The organism is Kribbella solani, from assembly GCF_014205295.1.
Lineage (GTDB): Bacteria > Actinomycetota > Actinomycetes > Propionibacteriales > Kribbellaceae > Kribbella > Kribbella solani.
The window spans coordinates 1523004-1545205 of record NZ_JACHNF010000001.1 but is presented as its reverse complement, the minus strand read 5'-3'; the positions used below and the strand labels follow the sequence as shown (position 1 = coordinate 1545205).

The following is a 22202-nucleotide window of genomic DNA, read 5'->3' as shown; positions in this document are numbered from 1 at the left end:
CTCCTGGGAGCGAGCCGGAACAAACCTTACCTCATCCTGAGGGGTGCTTCGGACCGGGTCCGGTCAGCGTTTCTTGTTCTTCTGCCGGGCCCGGATCTGAACGTGCACGGGGCTGCCGACGAAGCCGAAGTCCTCGCGCAGGCGGCGTTCGATGAAGCGCTGGTAGGACGCCTCGATCTGGCCGGAGGTGAAGATCGCGAAGGTCGGCGGCATCGTGGTGGCCTGGGTGCCGAACAGGATCTTCGGCTGTTTGCCGGAGCGGACCGGGTGCGGGTGGGCGGCGACCAGGCGGCCGAGGAAGGCGTTCAGCTGGCCGGTCGGGACCCGGGTCTGCCAGCCGTCCAGCGCGGCCTCGATGGCCGGCACGAGCTTCTCCATGTGCCAGCCGGTGAGCGCGCTGATGTTCACCCGCGGCGCCCAGCGGAACTGCACCAGGTCGCGGTCGATCTCGCGCTCCAGGTAGTACCGCCGCTCCTCGTCCATCAGGTCCCACTTGTTGTACGCGATCACCAGCGCCTTACCGGCTTCCTCGACCGCGTTCATGATCCGCAGGTCCTGCTCGGTGATCGACTCCGACGAGTCGATCACGACCACGACCACCTCGGCCCGCTCGATCGCCGCGTTCGTCCGCAGCGACGCGTAGTACTCGTGACCTTGGGCGTTCTTCACCTTGCGGCGGATCCCGGCGGTGTCGATGAACCGCCACTCCTGGCCGCCGAGCGTGATCAGCTCGTCCACCGGGTCGACGGTGGTGCCGGCGACGTCGCTGACGACGACGCGGTCCTCCTTGGCGACCTTGTTCAGCAGCGACGACTTGCCCACGTTCGGCTTGCCGACGATCGCGACCCGGCGCGGCCCACCGGCCTCGCCGTCGCGCTCGGCCGGCGCCTCCGGCAGCGCGGCCAGGACGGCGTCCAGCATGTCGCCGGTACCGCGCCCGTGCATCGCCGACACCGCGAACGGTTCGCCGATGCCGAGGCTCCACAGGTTCATCGCCTCGGACTCGATCCGCTGGTCGTCGACCTTGTTCGCGGCCAGCACGACCGGCTTACCGGACTTCCGCAGGACCCGCACCACTGCCTCGTCGGCGTCCGTGATGCCGACCACCGCGTCGACCACGAACAGCACCGCGTCGGCCGCGTTGATCGCGACCTCCGCCTGCGCCGCGACCAGCGCTGCCATCCCGACCGCGTCCGGGTCCCAGCCGCCGGTGTCGACCACGGTGAACTCCCGGCCGGCCCAGTTCGCGTCGTAGGAGACCCGGTCCCGGGTCACCCCCGGGGTGTCCTCGACGACCGCCTCACGGCGGCCGATGATCCGGTTGACCAGCGTGGACTTGCCCACGTTCGGCCGGCCGACGATCGCGAGCACGGGCAGCGGACCGGCGTCTTCCCGGTCGTGCGTCGGTACGTCGATGGGCAGGTCAGTCATGGGGGTCCTTCTCGTCTCGCCAGCCCGGAAGTGGGTGGCCGGTTTCTTCGACGGCCGCCTTCACATGGGCGCGCAGCACGTCGCCGATGTGGACAGCGACCGCCTGTACGTCGGAATGTCTCCTGGGAAAGGGTACGCGGTCGATCACGAAAGGTTCGCCGTACACCACGTCGACCCGGCTTCCGGCCGGCGGATGACCCTCCACGCTACCGGCCGGCAACCGCGTACCCATCAGCGCGACCGGCAGGATCGGCGCCCCGGTCACCATCGCCAGGTACGCGACACCGGTGCGAATCCGGCTGAAGTCGCCGGGGCCCCGGGTGCCCTCCGGGTAGATGTTCAGCACCCGGCCGTCGCGCAGCACCTGGATCGACCGCCGGACCGCCAGCGGGTCGTACGACCGCCGGTCCACCGGGATCTGGCCGATCCGCCGCAGGAAAACGCCCTGGAACCCGCCGAAGACCTCGATCTTGCCGAGCTGGTGCAGCATCCGCGGCGCGACCGCGCCGAGCAGCGGAGCGTCCAGCAGGCTCAGGTGGTTCGGCGTCATCAGCAACGGACCGGTCAGCGGGAACCGGTCCTCGTGGTGGATGGTGAGGTTGTACTTGCGGAAGAAGTACGGCTTGGCGAGCTTCCGCATCGGCAGCGCCAGCCGGTACGGCAACGGCGGCAGATCGTCCGTCCGGGGCAGCTCCTGATGCCCGGTGATCTCCGCCGTCATGGCACTTCCCGGGTCTCGGCCTCCTTCGCGAGGCGGCTGATCGCGTCGATGACCTCGTCCAGGGACAGGTACGTCGAGTCGATGGTGACCGCGCCGTCGGAGGCGACCTGGAACTCGGACACGGTGGCGTCGTCGGCGTCCCGCCGGACGATCTGGTCGCGGAGCTGCTCGGCGGTCACCGAGCCCGCCGCCAGCTCGGCGCCGCGGCGGGCCATCCGGGCGTTCTGGTCGGCGGTCAGCAGCACCTTCAGCTCGGCCTGCGGCGCGACCACGGTGGCGATGTCGCGACCCTCGACGACGATCCCGCCGGTCGGCCGGGCGGCGTCGATGATGGCGCGCTGGCGGCGGATCAGCTCCTCGCGGACCTGAAGGTTGGTGGCGATTTTCGACACCACCGCGCTCAGCTCCGGCGCCCGGATCGCGGCCGCGACGTCGGTCCCGTCGGCGACGACGAACTGGTCGGCCGGGTCGGTGCTGAGCTCCAGCCGGAGCTCGCGGGCGCGTTCGGCGACCGCCTCGGTGTCGTCCAGGTCCAGGCCGCGCTCGACCGCCGACCAGGTCACTGCCCGGTACATCGCGCCGGTGTCCAGGTACCGCAGGCCGAGCCGGGTGGCCACTCCGCGGGCGGTGCTCGACTTACCGGAGCCGCTCGGCCCGTCCACAGCGATGATCATGCCCCGAAGATTACCGCCGCCCAGGGACACTCCCGCGCCGGACCACCCCGGCAAGGGCGCCCGCTGACGGCTTGTCGCGCCGATGCCGTGCTGCAGCAGGCCACTGGTGAAACAACCCGACAGCTAGCGGTGGACTGTCCAGCCGCGGTCCGTCAGGACGGTGACCAACTGGTCGACCGAGGCGGGCTTGACCGCGAGCTCGACCTCACCGGCGGGGCGGCCGGGGCTGTGGTCGATGCGGAGGTCCTCGACGTTGGCGCCGGACTCGGCCGCGTCCGCGAACAGGCGCGCCAGCTGACCCGGGCGGTCCGGGATCGTGACCAGAACCGTGACCAGCTCGATGTGCGGCGTACCGTGCTTGCCCGGTACGCGGACCGCGCCGGAGGCGCCCTGACCGAGGATCGCGGTCAGCTCGTCGGCCGCCTCTTCCTTGCCCAAGGCAACGAGGAGCCGGTCGAGCTCGCCCCGGATCTGCTCCAGCAACCCGGTCAGCGCGGTCGAGTTGGCGGACACGATCTGGGTCCACAGCTTCGGATCACCGGCCGCGATCCGGGTCACGTCCCGTACGCCCTGACCCGACAGCTGCAGGTGCGACGACGGCGCGTCGGTGAGCGTACCGGCCGCGAGCGCCGACATCAGGTGCGGCAGATGCGACACCCGGGCCACACCGAGGTCGTGATCCTCGACCGACATCTCGACCGTCCGCGCACCCGCGGCCTCGGCCAGCCGCCGGACCAGGTCGACCGCCTCCGGGTCGCTGGTCTCGTGCGGGGTGATCGCCCAGGTCGCGCCGTCGAACAGATCGGCGCGCCCGGCCAGCGGGCCGTTCCGCTCCGAGCCGGCCATCGGGTGACTGCCGACGTACCGGCTGAGATCGCCGGTAAGGCGGCGCGCGTCCGCGAGCGGCTTGGACTTCACGCTGGCCGCGTCGGTGACGATCGCGCCGCTGCCCGCGGTCTGCTCAAGCTGCCGCGCGATCACGGCGCCGACATGATCCGGCGGTACGGCGACGACGACCAACTGTGGTTCGAGCTCCACCGACCGTGATCCGGCGCCGATCCGCTCCGCCATCAGCGCGTTGTCCGCGTTGCCGTCGACGAGTTCCACGACGACGCCGAGCCGCGCCAGCGCGAGGCCGATCGACGTACCGATCAGGCCGGTACCGACGATCCGGACCGGACCACGCAGCTCACTCACCGCACACCTGGTTCGCTGCACCTGGTTTCACTGCGCCTGGTTTCACTGCACACCTGATTCACTGGGCGCCGGTCAGATCCGGGCGCAGCGCGACGGCCCCGTGCAGGTACACGTGCTGGATCTTGTCCCGCGACCGCGGCGTCTCGGTGTGCAGCATCAGCCGCACCACCCGGGGCAGCGCGTGCGGGACCGGGATCTCCTGCATGCACATCAGCGGTACGTCGGTGAGCCCGATCTGCCGCCCGGCGACGGCGGGAAACTCCGAACGCAGGTCCGACGTGACGGTGAAGAGGATGCTGATCAGGTCCTCGTTCTCCAGATCGTTCGCCTCCAGGACGGCCTTCACCAGCTCCGCCGACCGCTCGAGCAGATGCTCGCGCTCGTCGACGTCCAGCTGGGTGGCACCCCGGATCGCCCGTACCGCCACGTCTCGCCTCCTCAGGCCACGACTGTTGATCCCCCCAGCCTAGGCCAACGTGGTCAAGGACTGGACAGCCGTCTCAGCCGCATCGACCGTCTGCTCCAGCAGCAGCGCGATCGTCATCGGCCCGACCCCACCCGGCACCGGCGTGATCAGCCTCGCCACCGCGGCCGCCTCGGCGAAGTGCACGTCGCCCAGATTGCCCTCGTTGTACCCGGCATCGACCACGACCGCGCCCGGCTTCAGCCAGTCACCGCGGACGAACTCCGGCTTCCCGACCGCCGCGATCACCACATCCGCCGTCCGGACCAGCTCGGGCAGGTCACGGGTACGGGAGTGCGCGTACGTGACCGTCGCGTTCGATGCCAGCAGCAACATACCGGCCGGCTTCCCGAGGATCGGGCTGCGGCCGATCACGACGGCGTGCGCGCCTTCCAGCGGTACTTCGTACGCCGCCAGCAGCCGCATGATGCCGCCGGGTGTCGCGGACCGGAAACCGGGATCGCCGAAGGCCATCGCCGCGAACGAGCGCATCGTCACGCCGTCCACGTCCTTGGCCGGATCGATCGCCTCGAACGCGGCCCGCTCGTCGATCTGCGCCGGCACCGGGTGCTGCAGCAGAATGCCGTGCACCGCCGGGTCGTCGGACAGCTTCCGGATCTCCGCGACCAGCTCATCGGTCGATGTGTCGGCAGGCAGGCCGACGCTGACCGAGGCGATCCCGGCCTTCTTCGACCGGTTCTGCTTCATCCGTACGTACGTGGCCGACGCCGGGTCGTCACCGACCAGTACGGTCGCGAGGCACGGCTGGACGCCGGCCCGTTCCTGCAACGCCCGCGCCCGCTCCGCCGCCTTGGCCACCATCTCGGCGGCGAGGTCGGTCCCGATCATGAGTTCAGCAGTCATCCGCGCACCTCTGTCATCTCCCAGGTGCCCAGGCGCGCGGCGAAGCCGGATGGCAGACCGTTCCCCGGTGGTGATCCACCTCAGCGCCAGTCGCGGTCCGGTGTCAGGATAACCGGCCGGCCACTTCGCTGAGGAATGCGTCAGCCACTCCGTCACCGATCCGGGGATGCGTGCGGGAGTGCGGTAGCCGGACGTCGCGGATCGCTTCGGCGCGATCCGTCAGGTGGCGAATCTCCGCAAGCGCCGTCGCGATACCCGACTTGTTGCCCTCGGCCTGCGCCTCCAGCGCCCGGAGCGCCTGGCGCAGCGCCTGACCCCAGTAGAAAGATGCGTCGAGCCAGGCATCCGCCTCCTCGGCGAAGGCCGGGTCGACCAAACCGGCGCGGAGCTGGGCCGGTGCGTTCTCGATCGCCTCGAAGTACGGCTCGAGGTCGGCGATCGCGCCGGCCAGGTCACCCGACTCCCAGGCCGTACGGAACGCGGCCAGCTTCCCGGCGAGCACCGGCGCGTTGACCAGGTGCAGCTTCCCGTCGTACGTGGTGAGGTCCGCGAACACCTCCAGCGCCCGGATCGTGTCCGCGTCTCCCCCGGCCCGCTCGGCGATCGCGCGACGCCAGGACGCGTCCGCGTCGTACACCTCCGGCTTCCAACCGAACTCGGCGAACGAGTAGAGCGCGAGCTTGCTGACCGCGGCCTGGTTCATCGGGTTCGAGATCACGCCGACGACCTGCTCCGCGACACCCGGTTCACGACCGGTGTACGCGGCGAGCAGGATCCGGCCGTGCGCGTAGTCGTTGACCGGGTAGTTGTCCCAGATCAGGATGTCGTGCCCGAACACCGCCTTCGCCGCGGCCGCTTGTGCACTCGTGATCTGCTCCGGCACTACCGCCGTCCCGGTCCAGTGCACGATCACGGCCGGATCCATCCGCTCGCGCAGCGCCTGCTTGTACGGCGATTCGTCGACGTCGTAGTACTCCGTCGGCACCATTTGCAGCGGCTCGACATCCGGCTTCGTCGCGATCCACTCGCGCTGGACCCGGTTGCACAGGTCCGCCTGCGCCGCACCCGCCGCGCCGCCACCGGTGCCGTACTTCGCCGCGTCCTCCGCGCTGTGCCACGTCTCGTACTCGATGTCGTCGAGTGGCACGTTGAAGACCCGCACGCCCAGCTCGTACAGCGCGTCGAACTTCGCGATCAGCGCCTGGTAATCCTCGTCCGAGGTGTACCGGATCGAGAGCCCCGGCGAGAGCGCGAAAGTGAAGTCGACCTTGTTGCGGCGCGCCCGCTCGATCAGCTCACCCAGCTCGGCGAGCTTGTCCGCCGGGTACGGGTCGCGCCACTGCTCGCGGTGATACACGTCGTCCTTCGGCGCGTACTGGAACGTGTTCATCCGGTGCGCGCCGAGATAGTCCAGGTGATCCAGCCGGTCGGCGTGCGACCACGGCGTGCCGTAGAAGCCTTCGATCGAGCCGCGATAGCGCAGCGCCGGCCAGTCGCGGATCTCGACGCCGTCCACCTCGTTGCCTTGGACAACTTCGTCGAAGGTCAGGGCGGCGTAGTACGTCCCGCGGACGTCGGCGCCGTCCAGCACGATCCGATTGGCGCCGACAGCAACTACGTACCCCTCGGCGGGCAGTTCACTGGCTGGTTGCGCGCCGAGACCGGTGCCACCGAGGTGGATGGTCACGGCAGCTTCGCCGTCCACGACGGTACGGACACCCGCGCGGGTCAGGGTCGCGCGGACCAGCCGCTCGGCGTCCGGATCGGTGGCCGGGCCGTGCACCAGGCCGACGGTGTCACCGAGCGCGAATCCGTCCGGGCGGCTGCTCCGCTGCCGCGGCTCCATCGTCAGGCCCGGCGCAGCTCGAGAACCGGGATGGTGCGGATACCGGCCGTCTGCTTCTCGTACTCGGCGAAGCCCGGGTAGCGGCGTGCCTGCTCCGCGTAGATCCGGTCCCGGTCGGCGCCGGTGACGTCACGGACAGTCACCTTGTACGTCTCCGTGCCGCGCTCGATCGTGCCTTCGCCGGCCGCGACCAGATTCCGGTACCACTCCGGGTCGGTCGGGGCGCCGGCCTTGCTGGCGAACACGTACACGGTCTCCGGGTCGTTGTCGTCGGCCAGGTACATCGTCGGAGCGACGTACTCCTGACCGCTCTTGCGGCCCCGGTGGTGCAGCAGGGTCATCGGGGCACCTTCGAAGTTGCCGCCGACCTTGCCGTCGTTCGCGCGGAACTCCTCGATAATGCCCGTGTTCCAGTCAGCCATCACAGTCCCCATTCGGTGAGATTCACAGCAGTCCTGCATGGTCCAACGCCAAATAGGCCGCATCGATGCCCGTCATCGCACCCGGAGTGCGGAGTTCGGTACGGAACGCGTCGACGGTCAGCTCCACCGGTACGCAATCCTCGGCCTCGTCCAGCTGCTGCTTCCCGTCCGGGCGGCAGCCGCGGGCGATCCCGACGTACTTGCGAAACGTCGACGACGCGCCGGACCACTGCCAGCCGACCACGTCGAGCGTCTCGCAGGTGTAGCCGGTCTCCTCCTCGAGCTCGCGGGCAGCGGCCACCGCGACGTCCTCCCCCGGCTCCACCAGACCGCCGGGGAGGTTGGTCACGATGCTGTCCGGACCGGCCCGGAACATCCGGATCGTCACGATCCGGCCCTCCGGGGTGAGCGGCAGCACCGTGATCCCGGCCGCGATGCCCTGCTCGGACTCCGGACCGAACACGTCCCACTCGACCTCGGTCCCGTCCGGCATCCGGTAACGACGCAACTTCACCGTCAAAAACCGCTGAAACCCCGGCTCCTCAGCCAACAACTCCCACGCAACCGGATCACCCGGACGCTCCACCTGATCCACGAGCCGAGCCGCCTCACCCAGCCGATCCGCCCGAGTCGGCTGATCCCGGTCGTCCGTCGGCGACCCCGGAAACGACTCAGCCGCCACGTTGTCGGTGACGGCTGAGTTGTCGTGCTGATCCGTCACAGCGGACGGTTCTCGTCGGGGTCTTCCGGCGGCGCGATCGGCGCGTCGTCGTCGGCCGAGTCATCGCCCGACACAGCAGCTCCAGCCGAATCACCGGACCCAGCTGCACCGCCGGACTCGCCGCCGGACTCGCCGGCCGTGTCGCCGTCGGCTGCCGGGCGGGAGTCGGTCAGGATGCCGGCCAGGGTCGCCTCGGACATCCGTTTGAACTTGCGGACCTGCGTCCGGGTCCGGTCCAGCACCGCGACCTCGAGCTGGTCCGAGGTCAGCTCGCGGACCTCGGTGCCGTCGTGGCCGAGCGCGTCGACCGCGAGCCGGAGCGCCCCGGCCAGCGAGATCCCGTCGCTGTAGTGCTCGCCGATGTAGTCGGCGACCTGCTCGGCCGCGCCACCCATGACCGCGTACCCACGAACGTCCGCGATCGAGCCGTCGTAGGTGAGCCGGTAGATCTGGTCCTCGGCCGCGCTGCCGCCGATCTCGGCGACCAGGATCTCCACCTCGAGCGGCTTCTCGCCACCGGAGGAGAAGATCGCGCCGAGCGTCTGCGCGTACGCGTTGGCGAGCGCCCGGCCGGTGACGTCACGCCGGTCGTACGAGTACCCGCGCATGTCCGCGAGCCGGACCCCGGCGATCCGCAGGTTCTCGAACTCGTTGTACCGGCCGACGGCGGCGAACGCCATCCGGTCGTAGATCTCGGCCACCTTGTGCAGCGCGGGCGAGCGGTTCTCCGCGACGAACAGGATGCCGTCGGCGTACTGCAACGCGATCGCGCTGCGGCCCTTGGCGATGCCCTTCCGGGCGAAGTCGGCCCGGTCCCGCATCAGCTGTTCGGGCGAGACGTAGAACGGAACGCTCATCGAATCTGTCGTCCTCTAATCGGTCGATCGGGCAGGTGGTCAGGTCAGGGACGCCGAGGCCGGGCCGTCGGGCCGGGTGTGCCGCTGCGACCAGGCCGCGTCGACCAGCGCCGCCACCTCGTCCTCCGGCAGCCGCCGGTAGCCGTGCGCGGTGACCACGCCGACCACCGGGAAGATCCGCCGCAGCATGTCCGGCCCGCCGGTCGCCGAGTCGTCGTCGGCGGCGTCGATCAGGGACTGGATCGCCACCGTCACGCAGTCGGTCTCGGACAGGTCCTCGCGGTACAGCTTCTTCAGCGCGCCGCGGGCGAACAGCGAACCCGAACCGACGCTGTAGAAGTGGGTCTCCTCGTACCGCCCGCCGGTCGGGTCGTAGGAGAAGATCCGGCCACCCTTGATGTCCTCGTCGTACCCGGCGAACAGCGGCACCACGGTCAGCCCCTGCATCGCCATCGGCAGGTTGCCGCGGATCAGCGCGCTCAACCGGTTCGCCTTGCCGTCCAGGCTCAGCGTGGCGCCTTCGAGCTTCTCGTAGTGCTCGAGCTCGACCTGGAACAACCGGACCATCTCGATCCCGAAGCCGGCCGAGCCCGCGAACGCGACCGCCGAGTACTCGTCGGCGGGGAACACCTTCTCGATGTCACGCTGGGCGATGATGTTGCCCATCGTGGCCCGCCGGTCGCCGGCCATCACGACGCCACCGGGGAAGGTGGCGGCGACGATGGTCGTGCCGTGCGGGACCTCACTGGACAGGTCACCCTGATTCATTCCTTGGCCCAGGGACCGTCGTCCGGGCAACAGGTCGGGCGCGTGCCCGGCCAGGAAGTCCATGAACGACGAGCCACCTGGGGTCAGGAAGGCTTCCGGCAGCCGGCCGGAGGCATCAGAAGTCATCGAGCGGTTCACTCCCCACCCTTTTGCACGAATCCGCGGACGAATTCCTCGGCGTTCTCCTCCAGGACCTCGTCGATTTCGTCCAGGATCGAATCGACGTCGTCGTCGAGCCGTTCCTTGCGCTCCTGGACATCCTCCGACGCCTCGACCTGCGCGACCTCTTCCTCGGTCGACGAACGCTTCGGCTGCTTGTGCTGCTGACCGCCGTCCTTCGCCATCTGCCACCTCCTAGAACCGCCGCCCGCGCCGGCCGCCCAACCGGCCGGCGCAGTGTTTCTCCGTATACGGCGACCCTACCCGGCGGCACCCCCAGTAATGGTGCGAACCAGGTCACTTGCGGTGTCGCATTGGTCAAGAAGTGCCCCGACATGCGCTTTGGTGCCCCGGAGCGGGTCCAGCGTCGGGATCCGCTGCAGCGATTCCTTGCCCGGCAGATCGAAGATCACCGAGTCCCAGGAGGCCGCCGCGACCTGCGGCGCGTACTGCTGCATGCACCGGCCGCGGAAGTACGCCCGGGTGTCGGTGGGCGGATGCGCGACCGCCATCCGGATCTCCTCGTCGGTCACGATCCGCTGCATCCGGCCGGACTTCACCAACCGGTAGTACAGGCCCTTGTCCGGACGCAGGTCGGCGTACTGCAGGTCGATCAGGTGCAGCTTCGAGTCGTCCCAGTCCAGGCCGTCGCGATCCCGGTACTGCTGGAGGAGCTTGTACTTCGCGACCCAGTCGAGCTGGTCGGACAACCCCATCGGATCGGTCGCGAGCTGGTCCAGGACCTGCTCCCAGCGGTGCAGCACGTCCTTGGTCTGCCGGTCCGCGTCGTCGCCGTACTTGTCCTCGACGTACTTGCGGGCCTGCTCCAGGTACTCCGTCTGCAGCTGGACCGCGGTGATCTTGCGGCCGTCCTTGAGGGTCAGCAGCTGCGTACACGACGGGTCGTGGCTGACCTCGTGCAGCGTGGTCACCGGCCGGTCGACGCCCAGATCGTCGGTGAGCCAGCCGTCCTCGATCATCGCCAGCACCAGTGACGTGGTGCCGACCTTCAGGTACGTGGAGAGCTCGGACAGGTTCGCGTCGCCGATGATCACGTGCAGCCGGCGGTAGCGGTCCGGGTTCGCGTGGGGTTCGTCCCGGGTGTTGATGATCGGCCGCTTCAGCGTCGTCTCCAGGCCGACCTCGACCTCGAAGTAGTCGGCCCGCTGGCTGATCTGGAAGCCGTGCGTCGCGCCGTCCTGGCCGATCCCGACGCGACCGGCGCCGGTGACTACCTGACGACTCACGAAGAACGGGGTCAGGTGCCGCACGATCGACGCGAACGGGGTCGACCGGCGCATCAGATAGTTCTCGTGCGACCCGTACGAGGCGCCTTTGTTGTCGACGTTGTTCTTGTACAGGTTGAGTTGTGGCGCGCCAGGGATCAGCCGGGCCTGGCGCGCGCCCTCCATGATCACGAGCTCGCCGGCCTTGTCCCAGACCACCGCGTCGCGCGGGTTGGTGGTCTCGGGCGCCGAGTACTCCGGGTGGGCGTGGTCGACGTACAGCCGGGCGCCGTTGGTAAGGATCACGTTCGCCAGGCCGGTCTCCTCGTCGGTGAGCTGGCTGGAGTCCGCCACCTCCCGGCTGAGGTCGAACCCACGCGCGTCCCGGAGCGGATGCTCCTCGTCGAAGTCCCACCGCGTCTTGCGCGCGAGTGGCTGCGTCTGCGCGTAGCCGTTCACCACCTGGCTCGAGGTCAGCATCGGGTTCGCCCCGGGCTGGCCTGGCACCGAGATCCCGAACTCCGTTTCGGTACCCATGATCCGCCGAACACTCATGGAGTTGAGCCTACGCGGTAGGAACGACTAAACGCGTTGCCGTGTCCACAGGGTTACCTGCGAAACTGCCTGAATGCACGAACAGGAGGACGAGCTGGTCGCGTTGCTCGACGACGGCAACCGGATCATCGGGTCCGCGCCGCGGTCGGTGATGCGCCGCGACAACCTGCGGCACTCCGCCACCGGCGTGGTCGTCCGGAATCCGGCCGGTGACATCTACGTCCATCGCCGCACGCCGACCAAGGACGTGTACCCAGGCCGGTACGACTTCACCGCCGGCGGGGTCGTGGCAGCCGGTGAAGAACCGTTCCACGCGGTCGTCCGCGAGCTCGACGAGGAGCTCGGGATCACGGGCACCGAGCTGACCCGGCTGCCGGAAGGTGATTACGCCGACGAGAACACCCGGTACCACGCGTACCTGTACACCTGTGTCTGGGACGGCCCGGTGCGGCACCAGCCGGAGGAGGTCGCGTGGGGTGCCTGGATGTCGCCGAGCGAGCTCGTCGCGAAGCTGGACGACCCGGAGTGGTCCTTCATGCCGGACACGGTCGGTCTGCTCGACGCGTACGTCCGGAGCCTGGCGTGACGATCATCGAAGGCTGGGACAGCCACGCGTGGATCGAAGGTGACTGGATCTATCGGTCGCCTCGGCGCGACGAGGTCCGGCCGCGACTGCGCGCCGAAACGACGCTACTCCCCTGGCTCGCTCCGCAGCTCCCGCTCCCGGTCCCGGCGCCTGAGGCGACCGTCGACGGTGTACGTCATCTGATGCTGCCTGGCGAGCCGTTCACCGACGGCGCCACTGGGAACGGGCGCGGTACGGCGATCGGCCGCGAGCTGGGCGCGTTTCTCAAGGCGCTGCACGCCGTCGACCCGTCCGAGGCGGTCCACCACGGCGCACTCGACGCTCCGGCCGCACGAGCGCGGAAGTCGGCCGAGCTGGACGATTTCCGGACGCTCATCGTACCGCTGCTTCCGGCAGCGGTCCGGACCACGGCACACGAGCTGCTGGACCGCGTGGCCGAAGTACGGACAGCTCTCATCCACTGCGACTTCGGTCCGGACCACATCCTGATGACGGGTGATCGGATCACCGGCATCATCGACTGGACGGACGCCGTGATCGGCGACCCGGCACTCGACCTCTGCTGGCTCCTGAACGGCGCCCCGGCGACCGTCGCGGCGGCTGCCACGGCCGCGTACGAGCCCACGCCGGACCTGATCGCCCGGGCCACGGACTGGGCGCGCCTGAGCCCCTGGTACGGCGTACACCGTGGGCTGCGGCTCGACCTGCCCGACGAGGTCGCGAGCGGGATCCGGGAGGTCGAGCGAGCGCTCTGATGCAACCTTCCGGCCGGTGCCCGGTCACTAACTGATGTGAAGATCATCCTGACTGACGATACGGAGCCGTCGATGGCTACGGGATCCGCCGACCAGGAGTTGTGGGAACGGTTGCGCGTCGGCGACCATTTCGCCCTCGGCGAGTTGTTCGACCGGTACGCCGACGACGTCCGGGCGTTCGCGTTCCGCCGGACCGCGTCCTGGAGTACGGCAGACGACGTCGTCCAGGCGACGTTCCTGAGCACCTGGCGGCGGTTCCAGGGCAATCCACCTGGCCCACTCACCGGCGCGACCGCCCGTGGCTGGTTGCTGGTCGTGGCCGGCAACGAGTGCCGGGCGCTGGCCCGGACCGCCAATCGGCTCCGCGGACTGATCGACCGGCTCCCGCCACCCCTCCCGCACGTCGACCACGCCCCGGACGTCGCCCGGCGCCTGGACGACGAGCGCCGGATGTCGGTGATCCGGCGGGCCGTCGCGCAACTCCCCCGGCACGAGCGCGAGACGCTCGAACTCGTTGTCTGGTCCGGACTCACCATCGTCGAGGCCGCCGATGCCCTCGGCGTACCGGCCGGGACCGTCAAGGCCCGCCTGCACCGCACCCGCCGCCGTTTCCCCGACCTGCTCAGCCGGGTCGACCTCACCGAGGAGCTGACATGACCACCGATCTCGAACCGCCGCGCGTCCCGCCGCTGACCGCCGCCGAGCGAGCCCGGCTCCGCAATCGCTTGATGGAGCGGGCCCGGCCCACCAACCGGCGGCCGCTGGCCCGCTGGGCAGCCCCCGTGGTGGGTGTCGGAGCGGTCGCGGCCGTGGTCGCCGGCACCCTGGTCGTCACCAGCCAGTCACCCGATGCCGGAGTCGCCGGTCCGTCGGGGCCGATCGCCTCGCCGGCGGCGAAAGTGGGCGTCGACCTCGGGACGGTGCCGGCGGCCGACGTGGCCAAGCTGCTCGCCAGCTGCCAGTTCCCGGACGAGACCGGTCGGGGAAAGCTCGTCTGGAGCCGCCACGTCCGCGGTATCACCACGGACAGCACGATGATGGTCGCCCTGGCCGTCAACCCGCAGGCGCCCGGGAAGGCCGCCACGACGCGGACGCCGCCGCGGAGTGGTGATCGTCCGACCGGCGATCCTCGCAAGCCGGGGTCCGGCGGCGCTCCCGACTTCGCCAAGCTCGGGTACCGGTACTGCATGATGCGGACGCCTCCGAGCGCTGAGGTCGGAGCGAGCGCATCGGTCGGGCGGGTCAGCGACAAGGGCTGGAAGGCGGAACCCACCGCGCAGCACGCGCTCGTGACGCTCGCCGTCACGGACGGCGACTTCACGATGGACCTCCGCACGCTGCAGGCGTGGCGGCTGTACCGCGCGCACCCGGACGTGGCAAAGGTCGAAGCCCGCTATGTCCTGAACGGCAAGCCAGGCCCGTGGACCAGCGGCGTCGTCACCGACGGCTTCGCCTACACCGAGGTCCAAGCGGGCGGCAAGTTCACCTCCGGCCAGCGCCTGACGACGGAAGTCCGGGCCTTCGACGCCCACGGCAAGCAACTCCCGACCAGCTGACGGCAGCCGGGCACCTCGGGCCATCGACCGCTGTTCCGCGGCCGGTGCCGCCCGCCGCCGCCGACCTCGGTCAGCGGCGGCGGGCGATCGCTCGGGCGTAGTTGATGCCGACCAGGCCGGCCCAGCAGATCAGCACCCCGAACTTGCCCATCATGCTGGCCGAGATCGCGGTGATCGGGATCGCGGCGACGATCGACACGATCGCCAGGGCGAGGCCACCAGGGTCGGTTTCGCGGCTCATCGGCCGCCGCACCGGCTGATCGGGCCGATCAGGCATCGCCTCGGGCAGCAGGCCGGCGCGGCGATGTACGTCCCGCTGGTCGAGCTTCGCCAGGAAGCTGTCGATGATCTCGTCCTCGTACTCCGGGCCGAGCTCCTGGCGGGCCGCCACCGCCGCCCGCAGGTCCTTGCGCACCTCGTCCGTCGCCATAGCAGCAAGTTACGGCCCCGCACCGGCCGGACCAATGGGGGAAACCCCCGATCCCACCGGGGGTTAGCACTACCCCGACCAGGGACGAACGACAGCCGCCCCCACACCGTACGGCGTGGGGGCGGCTGTCGTGCACTCGTTCTACAGGTACTGACCCGTGTTCGTGGCCGTGTCGATCGACCGGCCGGGCTCGGTGCCCTGCTTGCCGGAGATGAGCGTACGGATGTACACGATCCGCTCGCCCTTCTTGCCGGAGATCCGGGCCCAGTCGTCCGGGTTGGTGGTGTTCGGCAGGTCCTCGTTCTCCTTGAACTCGTCCACGCAGGCCTGCAGCAGGTGCTGCACCCGCAGGCCCTTCTGGTTCTCGTCCAGGAACGCCTTGATCGCCATCTTCTTCGCCCGGTCGACGATGTTCTGGATCATCGCGCCCGAGTTGAAGTCCTTGAAGTACAGGACCTCCTTGTCGCCATTCGCGTAGGTGACCTCCAGGAACCGGTTCTCGTCGGCCTCGGTGTACATCCGCTCGACGGTGCGCTGGATCATCCCGTCCACGCAGGCCTGCCGGTCACCGCTGAACTCGTTCAGGTCGTCGGTGTGCAGCGGCAGGCCGGTGGTCAGGTACTTGGAGAAGATGTCCCGGGCCGCCTCCGCGTCCGGGCGCTCGATCTTGATCTTCACGTCCAGCCGGCCGGGCCGCAGGATGGCCGGATCGATCATGTCCTCACGGTTCGAGGCTCCGATCACGATCACGTTCTCCAGGCCTTCGACACCGTCGATCTCGCTCAGCAGCTGCGGGACGATGGTGTTCTCGACGTCCGACGAGACGCCGGAGCCACGGGTCCGGAACAGCGAGTCCATCTCGTCGAAGAACACGATCACCGGCATCCCCTCGGACGCCTTCTCACGGGCCCGCTGGAAGACCAGGCGGATGTGCCGCTCGGTCTCACCGACGTACTTGTTCAGCAGCTCCGGGCCCTTGATGTTCAGGAAGAACGACTTCTGGCCCTCGGCACCGGTCCGCTCGGCGACCTTCTTGGCCAGCGAGTTCGCCACTGCCTTCGCGATCAGCGTCTTGCCACAGCCGGGTGGGCCGTACAGCAGCACGCCCTTCGGCGGTTTCAGCTCGTGCTCGAGGAACAACTCCTTGTGCAGGTACGGCAGCTCGACCGCGTCCCGGATCTGGTCGATCTGACCACCGAGACCACCGATGTGGGTGTAGTCGATGTCCGGCACCTCTTCGAGGATCAGCTCCTCGACCTCGGACTTCGGGATCTTCTCGTACACATACCCGGAGCGGGGCTCGAGCAGCAGCGAGTCACCGGCCCGCAGCGGGATGTCGAGCAGCGGCGTGGCCAGCCGGACCACCCGTTCCTCGTCCGCCTGCGCGATCACCAGCGCCCGCTCACCGTCGGCGAGCAGCTCCTTCAGCATCACCACGTCGCCGACGACCTCGAAGTCGCAGGCCTCGACCACGTTGAGTGCTTCGTTCAGCATCAGTTCCTGGCCGAGCTGGAGCGCCTCCAGGTCGACCGACGGACTCGCCGCGACCCGGAGTTTCCGGCCGCCGGTGAACACGTCCAGCGTGTCGTCATCGTTGCGTCCGAGGAAGGTGCCGAACCCGGACGGCGGTTGGGCCAGCCGGTCGACTTCCTCCTTCAGGGCGATGATCTTCTCTCGCGCCTCGCGCAGCGTGTCCGCCAGCCGCTCGTTCTGAGCGGTGACACTCGCCAAGGAGGCCTGGGTTTCGGACAGCCTGCCCTCGAGCGACCGGCTGTCCGCCGGGTGCTCGAGCAGCCGTCGTCGCAACGCCGCGACTTCGGCCTCCAGGTACCGGACCTGGTTACGCAGTTCTGCCGCGGTAGGACTCTCGTCTCCAGCCACGATCATCACCTCACCATGTGGGGCTCGACCCTATGGACCTTACCCAGAAAACCTCGCCGGGCAAGCTGAATCCCATCACGTGTCGGTTGCGGATGGGATGCCGCCCGCCGAGCCGAATCCCAGCACGCGCCGGTTGTGGCCGGGGTGTCGCGTGCCAAGCTGAATCCCACCACGCGGGTTGCGGATGGGATGTCGAATCCCATCATGGGTTGGTTGTGGATTCGGTGGTTGCCGTCGGCATGTCGCCGGGCGATTCCGGGCCGGGTTCGGCGCGCCGCGGGCCGGCGTAGTCGTCGCCGTACGCGCCCGGTGCCGGACGGCGCTTCTTGCGAGGTGCCTGCACCCCGTGCGCCATCCGCCGTGCGGTGACCAGGAAGGCCGTGTGACCCTGCATCCGGTGCCCCGGACGGACGGCGAGCCCCTCCACGTGCCAGTCTCGCACGAGCGACTCCCACGCGCGCGGCTCGGTGAACTCACCGTGCGCCCGCAGCGTCTCCACGAACCGGCTCAGCTGCGTCGTGGTGGCCACGTACGCGCAGAACACCCCGCCGGGCGACAGCGCCGCCGCGACCACGTCGACGCACTCCCAGGGCGCCAGCATGTCCAGTACGACCCGGTCGACGTCCCGCTCCGTCAACAGCTCCACCAGGTCGCCGACCTCGAGCCGCCAGGCCGGGTGCTCGGCGCCGAAGAAGTCGGTCACGTTCTTCCGCGCGACCGCGGCGAAGTCCTCCCGCCGCTCGTACGAGATCACCTGCCCGTGAATCCCGACCGCCCGCAGCAGCGCGGTGGTCAGCGCGCCCGAACCGGCGCCGGCCTCGACCACCTTGGCGCCCGGGAAGATGTCGGCCATGGTGACGATCTGGGCGGTGTCCTTCGGGTAGATCACCGCCGCGCCGCGCGGCATCGAGACCGAGTAGTCGGCCATCAGCGGCCGCAGCGCCAGGTACTCGACGTTGCCCTTGGAGCGGATCACCACCGCGTCCGGACCGTCGATCAGCTCGTCGTGCGCGATCCCGCCCTTGGTGGTGTGGAAGATCTTCCCGCGCTCCAGCTTGACCGAGTGCCGGCGGCCCTTCGAGTCCTGCAGGGTGATCCACTCACCCTCCTGCAGCGGTCCGTGATGGACCCCGGAGAACGCCTGATCGGGAAAGTCACGCAAGTCAGCCATAAGGCGCTCACCTTAACTTTCGGTGATCGCCGCCCGCACATCGGCGTGGTTGAGGACCAGGTCGTGCGGATCGCCCGGGCTCAGCGCTCCGCGGCGAGGCCTGCCAGCACGTGCCCGAGGCTCCGCTCGTACAGCCGGTCGAACCGGTCGTCGGCGTGCGGCGTCCCGGCCTCGATCATCATCCGGCTCAGGTGCGGATAGTCCCCGCTCCTGATCACGCGCTCGCCGTACCGCGACTGCTGGGCCAGCCAGTCCGCCATCGCCTGGCTGGATTCGCGCTCGGCCAGTTCCTCCAGGACGTGACCGCGGACGAAGGTCAGCAAGGTCGACGCCTGCGCGAGCACCTCGTCCGCGGACAGGCCGGGCGCGTCGACCGCGGCGTACGTCGCCTCGAGCCAGGCCAGCATGTTCGGACCGAGGACCGGCCTGGTTGCCGGCAGTCTGACGAGCCATGGATGCCGCAACGCGCGGGCCCGCTGGGTGTCGGCGAGGGCGCGCAGATCGGTCCGCCAATCACCGGTCGGGACCGGCAGCGGACGGTCGCCCATCGCCTGGTCGACCATCAGGTCGAACAGCTCGTCCTTGCCGTCGACGTAGCGGTACAGCGAGGTCGTGCCGGTACCGAGCTCGGCGGCCACGCGCCGCATCGACACTGCCTCCAGCCCGTCGGTGTCGGCCACGCGGACGGCGGCCTCGGCGATCTCGGCCCGGCTGTGCGCCGGCCGGGGACCGCGAGCGGCGCGCTCCGGGCGGAGCCAGATCGGTGGTTTGTCCATGCCAGGAGTTTACTGCGCACAGTGTTCGCAGTACGGTTACTGCGAACACCGTTGCCGGGTTTTGCCGGAGAATCGGAGGGAGATTCGGATGGAAACAGGATCGGTGGTGTCTGCCGACGGCACCGAGATCAGCTATCGGCGGTTCGGGCAGGGGCCCGCGGTGGTCCTGGTGCACGGTTCGATGCTGGCGGCGCAGGACCTGACCGAGCTTGCCGAGGCGCTGGCCGGCGACTGCACCGCCTACGTACCCGACCGTCGCGGGCGCGGCCGCAGCGGTCCACACGGTCCGCGGTTCGGCATCGATCGCGAGGTCGAGGACCTGCAGGCGCTGCTGAAGGGGACCGGCGCGTCGCGGGTGTTCGGGCTGAGCTCCGGCGCGCTCATCGCACTGCGAACGGCACTACGGACGCCCGCCGTCGAACGCATCGCGCTCTACGAGCCGCCGCTGTCCGTCGACGGCTCGGTCCCGGTCGGCTGGGCGCCGCGTTACCACCGTGAGATCGCCGCCGGACGGACCGTCTCCGCGCTCGTCACCGCACTCAAGGGTTTGCGCGTGGATCCGGTCTTCGCCAAGGTTCCACGATTCGCGCTGATGCCGCTGCTCAAGCTCGCGCTGCGGTTGCAGCGGCCGAAGGGCGACGACGTCCCGCTCGCTGAGCTGGTCCCGACAATGGCCGCGGACCTGATGCTGGTGGCGGAACTGGCGGATACGACCAACGATTACGCCGCCGTCGAAGCCGGCGTCCTGCTGCTCGCCGGCGGCCGCAGCCCGGCCTACTTCGGGCCGGCACTCGACGCGCTGACCGGAGCGCTCCCGAGGTCCTCGCGGCAGACCTTCGACAAGCTCGACCACTCCGGCCCGACCAACGACGGCGGCCCGGCGCAGGTTGCCCGGACGCTACGGGAGTTCTTCGCCTGAGCCGGTCAGCGGCCGCGGAAGGCCTTTTCCACGTCGGCGGTGGCGAGGACGCCGTAGACGCCGCCGTCGGCGTCCAGGACCAGGTACTCCGACGCGGGCTGGGCGCGGAGGTTGGCCAGGATCTCCTCGCCGGTGTCGTTCACGCCGATGATGTGGCCCGCGGCGATCCGGGTGGAAACCTCGCTGACCGAGGTCCACGGCCGCTGGTTCGGTGCCACCGCCGCGACCGCGGTTTCGGACACCAGCGCGTGCGGCTTGCCGTCGCCGTCGATCACCACGACCGCGCCGGCGTGCGACTCGGACGCCATCCGGACCGCCTCGGACAGCGGGGTCCCGGAGTGTACGGCGATCGCGCGGCGGGCCAGCGTACGCACCTGGAGCGCGGGCAGCTTTCGCCGCAGCCGCGCTTGCATGAGCGAAGCGGTCGAGCCGCTCCAGAGGAAGAAGCCGACGAGTAACGCGATCACGAAGTCGATCATCGACGCCGGCCGGCCCCAGATCTCCTCCAGCAGCACCGGCGCCGCCAGCACCGAGATCGCCAGCACCCGGCCGGCCCAGGCCGCGACCAGGGTGCCGGTGTGCATGTTGCCGGTGAACTTCCAGACGATCGCGCGCAGCACCCAGCCGCCGTCCAGCGGCAGACCGGGCAACAGGTTGGTGACACCGACGATCAGGTTGGCGACGCCGAGCTCCCAGAGCGCCACGTACCCGACGCCCTCGTCGAAGGCGCGGGAGGCGAAGTACGCGAGCCCGCCGACGAGCAGCGACGCGATCGGGCCGACCACAGAGACCGCGAACTCCTCGAGCGGGGACTTCCGCTCCCCCTCGATGTGCGTACCGGCCGCGAAGAAGCCGAGGTTGATCTCGGAGACGCCGATGCCGAACTTCATCGCCATCAGCGCGTGCGCGAGCTCGTGCACCAGGATCGACAGCGTGAACGCGACCACGAACGCGAAGGCGGCCAGGTACCGCCAGTTGCCGAGCTCGGGGAACTGCCGCCCGATGATGGTCGCGAAGCCGAGCGCCAGCAGCATAGCCACCGGCAGCCAGGTGAACCGCATCGTCAGCCGGATGCCGCGGACACGGCCGAGCACCCAGGTACCGGGCGGCGGCGGGCCGGCCGGCTGGGCTGGGGTCTGAGGGTCACGCGATTCTGGCATCAAGGCAACGCTACTTGGCCACCGGTAACTCCGTGCGACGCACCCACCCTCCAGGGTTTTCCACAGCCGCGGTGTGGGGCGGGCGCGAACTGTCGGTGGTTGCGCCTAGGGTTCTTGCATGAGCGTCGCACCAGCAGCCGATCCGCACCAGCACCCGCGTGGGGCGCTGTCCCCGTCCCGCGCCGCGGACTTCATGAGCTGCCCGCTCAAGTACCGGTTCCGCGTCGTGGACCGGCTACCGGAGAAACCGTCACCGGCCGCCGTCCGCGGGACGGTCGTGCATGCCGTGCTGGAGCGATTGTTCGACCTGCCGCGCGGTCAACGCACCCTCGAGCAGGCCGCCGAGATGCTCGAGCCGCAATGGCAGCGGGTGATCGAGGAGGAGCCCGAGATCGCCGAGTTGTTCGCGGACGACGCGAGTGGTGACGAGTTGGCGAAATGGCTGGCCGAGGCGCACCAACTGCTCAGCAAGTACTTCACTCTCGAAGACCCGAACGCGTTGGAGCCCGCCGAGCGGGAGCTGTATGTCGAGACAGCGCTCGACTCGGGTCTGGTCCTGCGTGGGTATGTCGATCGGCTCGATGTCGCGCCGACCGGGGAGCTCCGGGTGGTGGACTACAAGACCGGCCGCTCGCCGTCGGAGTTCTTCGAGGCGAAGGCACTGTTCCAGATGAAGTTCTACGCCTTGGTGCTGTGGAAGCTGCGCGGCGTCGTGCCGGCGATGCTCCAGCTCGTGTACTTGGGCAACGGCGAAATCGTCCGGTACGTACCCGATGAGGCCGATCTCCGCGCCTGCGAGCGCAAGGTGTCGGCGCTCTGGACCGCGATCACCCGTGCGCTCGACTCGGGCGACTGGCGACCGAGCCCGGGCCCGCTGTGCGACTGGTGCGACCACAAGGCGATCTGCCCGGCCTGGGGTGGCACGCCACCGCCGCTGCCGACCCGTTCGGTGGAGGAAGTCGCGGCCGAATCGGCCGGCGTCGACCTGGTCGGCGTCGACGGCTGAGGGGTGAACACCTGAGTCGGCCGTCGCGGAGGAACCTTGGGTGGATAGCGTTCGTCGC

24 protein-coding genes and 1 riboswitch are annotated in these 22202 nt (G+C 69.5%); of the genes, 6 read left to right on the top strand and 18 right to left on the bottom strand.

Features of this window, described 5'->3' with window-relative positions; genetic code table 11:
• Positions 1 to 63: 63 nt before the first annotated feature.
• The 13 genes from der to dop all read right to left on the bottom strand — a co-directional run bounded on the left by der (position 64) and on the right by dop (position 11904).
• Positions 64 to 1431 carry a ribosome biogenesis GTPase Der gene (gene der, locus HDA44_RS06760; RefSeq protein WP_184832239.1) on the bottom strand — a complete coding sequence of 456 codons (1368 nt, stop codon included), beginning with the start codon at positions 1429 to 1431 and terminating at the stop codon, positions 64 to 66.
• Positions 1424 to 2152 carry a lysophospholipid acyltransferase family protein gene (locus tag HDA44_RS06755; RefSeq protein WP_184832237.1) on the bottom strand — a complete coding sequence of 243 codons (729 nt, stop codon included), beginning with the start codon at positions 2150 to 2152 and terminating at the stop codon, positions 1424 to 1426. The genes der and HDA44_RS06755 overlap by 8 nt, the downstream gene beginning before the upstream one ends.
• Positions 2149 to 2826 carry a (d)CMP kinase gene (cmk, locus tag HDA44_RS06750; protein ID WP_184832235.1) on the bottom strand — a complete coding sequence of 226 codons (678 nt, stop codon included), beginning with the start codon at positions 2824 to 2826 and terminating at the stop codon, positions 2149 to 2151. Before cmk ends, HDA44_RS06755 begins: the two co-directional genes overlap by 4 nt.
• Positions 2827 to 2949: 123 nt before the next feature.
• Positions 2950 to 4023: a prephenate dehydrogenase gene (locus HDA44_RS06745; protein ID WP_184832233.1), complete on the bottom strand. Its 1074-nt coding sequence runs from the start codon at positions 4021 to 4023 to the stop codon at positions 2950 to 2952.
• 58 nt (positions 4024 to 4081) lie between these two features.
• Positions 4082 to 4450, bottom strand: a complete 369-nt coding sequence (aroH, locus tag HDA44_RS06740) for a chorismate mutase (RefSeq protein ID WP_184832232.1) — start codon at positions 4448 to 4450, stop codon at positions 4082 to 4084.
• Positions 4451 to 4489: 39 nt separating this feature from the next.
• Positions 4490 to 5350: a bifunctional 5,10-methylenetetrahydrofolate dehydrogenase/5,10-methenyltetrahydrofolate cyclohydrolase gene (locus tag HDA44_RS06735; protein WP_184832231.1), complete on the bottom strand. Its 861-nt coding sequence runs from the start codon at positions 5348 to 5350 to the stop codon at positions 4490 to 4492.
• A gap of 19 nt (positions 5351 to 5369) precedes the next feature.
• A riboswitch (ZMP/ZTP riboswitch) is annotated at positions 5370 to 5454 on the bottom strand.
• Positions 5454 to 7196, bottom strand: coding sequence for a glycoside hydrolase family 84 protein (locus tag HDA44_RS06730; RefSeq protein WP_184832230.1), 1743 nt, complete (start codon positions 7194 to 7196; stop codon positions 5454 to 5456). (Overlaps the previous riboswitch by 1 nt.)
• Positions 7197 to 7198: 2 nt before the next feature.
• Positions 7199 to 7630: a nitroreductase family deazaflavin-dependent oxidoreductase gene (locus HDA44_RS06725; RefSeq protein WP_238352382.1), complete on the bottom strand. Its 432-nt coding sequence runs from the start codon at positions 7628 to 7630 to the stop codon at positions 7199 to 7201.
• Between the two features lie 10 nt (positions 7631 to 7640).
• Positions 7641 to 8339, bottom strand: a complete 699-nt coding sequence (locus HDA44_RS37020; protein WP_184832229.1) for an NUDIX domain-containing protein — start codon at positions 8337 to 8339, stop codon at positions 7641 to 7643.
• The gene (prcA, locus tag HDA44_RS06715) at positions 8336 to 9196 is read right to left on the bottom strand and encodes a proteasome subunit alpha (protein WP_184832228.1); all 861 of its coding nucleotides are present in this window, start codon (positions 9194 to 9196) and stop codon (positions 8336 to 8338) included. The genes HDA44_RS37020 and prcA overlap by 4 nt, the downstream gene beginning before the upstream one ends.
• 39 nt (positions 9197 to 9235) lie before the next feature.
• A complete protein-coding gene (gene prcB, locus HDA44_RS06710) occupies positions 9236 to 10090 on the bottom strand; it encodes a proteasome subunit beta (RefSeq protein ID WP_184832227.1) in 855 nt (284 codons plus the stop codon).
• 8 nt (positions 10091 to 10098) lie between these two features.
• Complete coding sequence (locus HDA44_RS06705; RefSeq protein ID WP_184832225.1) at positions 10099 to 10308, bottom strand: ubiquitin-like protein Pup; 210 nt, start codon at positions 10306 to 10308, stop codon at positions 10099 to 10101.
• Positions 10309 to 10383: 75 nt separating this feature from the next.
• Positions 10384 to 11904 (bottom strand): depupylase/deamidase Dop, encoded by a 1521-nt coding sequence (gene dop, locus HDA44_RS06700; RefSeq protein WP_184832223.1) that lies wholly within the window; start codon positions 11902 to 11904, stop codon positions 10384 to 10386.
• 73 nt (positions 11905 to 11977) lie between these two features.
• Here dop and HDA44_RS06695 point away from each other — a divergent pair, with 73 nt between their 5' ends.
• The 4 genes from HDA44_RS06695 to HDA44_RS06680 all read left to right on the top strand — a co-directional run bounded on the left by HDA44_RS06695 (position 11978) and on the right by HDA44_RS06680 (position 14801).
• Positions 11978 to 12490: an NUDIX hydrolase gene (locus HDA44_RS06695; protein WP_184832221.1), complete on the top strand. Its 513-nt coding sequence runs from the start codon at positions 11978 to 11980 to the stop codon at positions 12488 to 12490.
• Entirely contained in the window at positions 12487 to 13245 is a 759-nt protein-coding gene (locus HDA44_RS06690) for a phosphotransferase (RefSeq protein WP_184832219.1), read from the top strand. Before HDA44_RS06695 ends, HDA44_RS06690 begins: the two co-directional genes overlap by 4 nt.
• 72 nt (positions 13246 to 13317) lie before the next feature.
• Positions 13318 to 13902: an RNA polymerase sigma factor gene (locus HDA44_RS06685; RefSeq protein ID WP_202887213.1), complete on the top strand. Its 585-nt coding sequence runs from the start codon at positions 13318 to 13320 to the stop codon at positions 13900 to 13902.
• On the top strand, positions 13899 to 14801 hold the full coding sequence (locus tag HDA44_RS06680) for a hypothetical protein (RefSeq protein ID WP_184832215.1): 903 nt from the start codon (positions 13899 to 13901) through the stop codon (positions 14799 to 14801). Before HDA44_RS06685 ends, HDA44_RS06680 begins: the two co-directional genes overlap by 4 nt.
• A gap of 70 nt (positions 14802 to 14871) precedes the next feature.
• Here the strand turns inward: HDA44_RS06680 and HDA44_RS06675 are convergent, their stop codons facing one another.
• From HDA44_RS06675 to HDA44_RS06660, 4 genes are all read right to left on the bottom strand, one after another.
• Positions 14872 to 15231: a hypothetical protein gene (locus tag HDA44_RS06675; RefSeq protein WP_184832213.1), complete on the bottom strand. Its 360-nt coding sequence runs from the start codon at positions 15229 to 15231 to the stop codon at positions 14872 to 14874.
• 141 nt (positions 15232 to 15372) lie between these two features.
• Complete coding sequence (gene arc / locus HDA44_RS06670; RefSeq protein WP_184832211.1) at positions 15373 to 17118, bottom strand: proteasome ATPase; 1746 nt, start codon at positions 17116 to 17118, stop codon at positions 15373 to 15375.
• Between the two features lie 196 nt (positions 17119 to 17314).
• Positions 17315 to 18283 carry a tRNA (adenine-N1)-methyltransferase gene (locus HDA44_RS06665; protein ID WP_184832210.1) on the bottom strand — a complete coding sequence of 323 codons (969 nt, stop codon included), beginning with the start codon at positions 18281 to 18283 and terminating at the stop codon, positions 17315 to 17317.
• An 80-nt stretch (positions 18284 to 18363) separates the two neighbouring features.
• The gene (locus HDA44_RS06660) at positions 18364 to 19059 is read right to left on the bottom strand and encodes a TetR/AcrR family transcriptional regulator (RefSeq protein ID WP_184832209.1); all 696 of its coding nucleotides are present in this window, start codon (positions 19057 to 19059) and stop codon (positions 18364 to 18366) included.
• 88 nt (positions 19060 to 19147) lie between these two features.
• On the opposite strand from HDA44_RS06660, the gene HDA44_RS06655 reads away from it, so the two are divergent.
• Positions 19148 to 19978, top strand: a complete 831-nt coding sequence (locus tag HDA44_RS06655) for an alpha/beta fold hydrolase (RefSeq protein WP_184832208.1) — start codon at positions 19148 to 19150, stop codon at positions 19976 to 19978.
• A 5-nt stretch (positions 19979 to 19983) separates the two neighbouring features.
• Here HDA44_RS06655 and HDA44_RS06650 read toward each other — a convergent pair whose 3' ends face one another.
• A complete protein-coding gene (locus tag HDA44_RS06650; RefSeq protein WP_238352381.1) occupies positions 19984 to 21138 on the bottom strand; it encodes a site-2 protease family protein in 1155 nt (384 codons plus the stop codon).
• Positions 21139 to 21256: 118 nt separating this feature from the next.
• On the opposite strand from HDA44_RS06650, the gene HDA44_RS06645 reads away from it, so the two are divergent.
• The gene (locus HDA44_RS06645; protein ID WP_184832207.1) at positions 21257 to 22144 is read left to right on the top strand and encodes a RecB family exonuclease; all 888 of its coding nucleotides are present in this window, start codon (positions 21257 to 21259) and stop codon (positions 22142 to 22144) included.
• Positions 22145 to 22202: the final 58 nt, after the last annotated feature.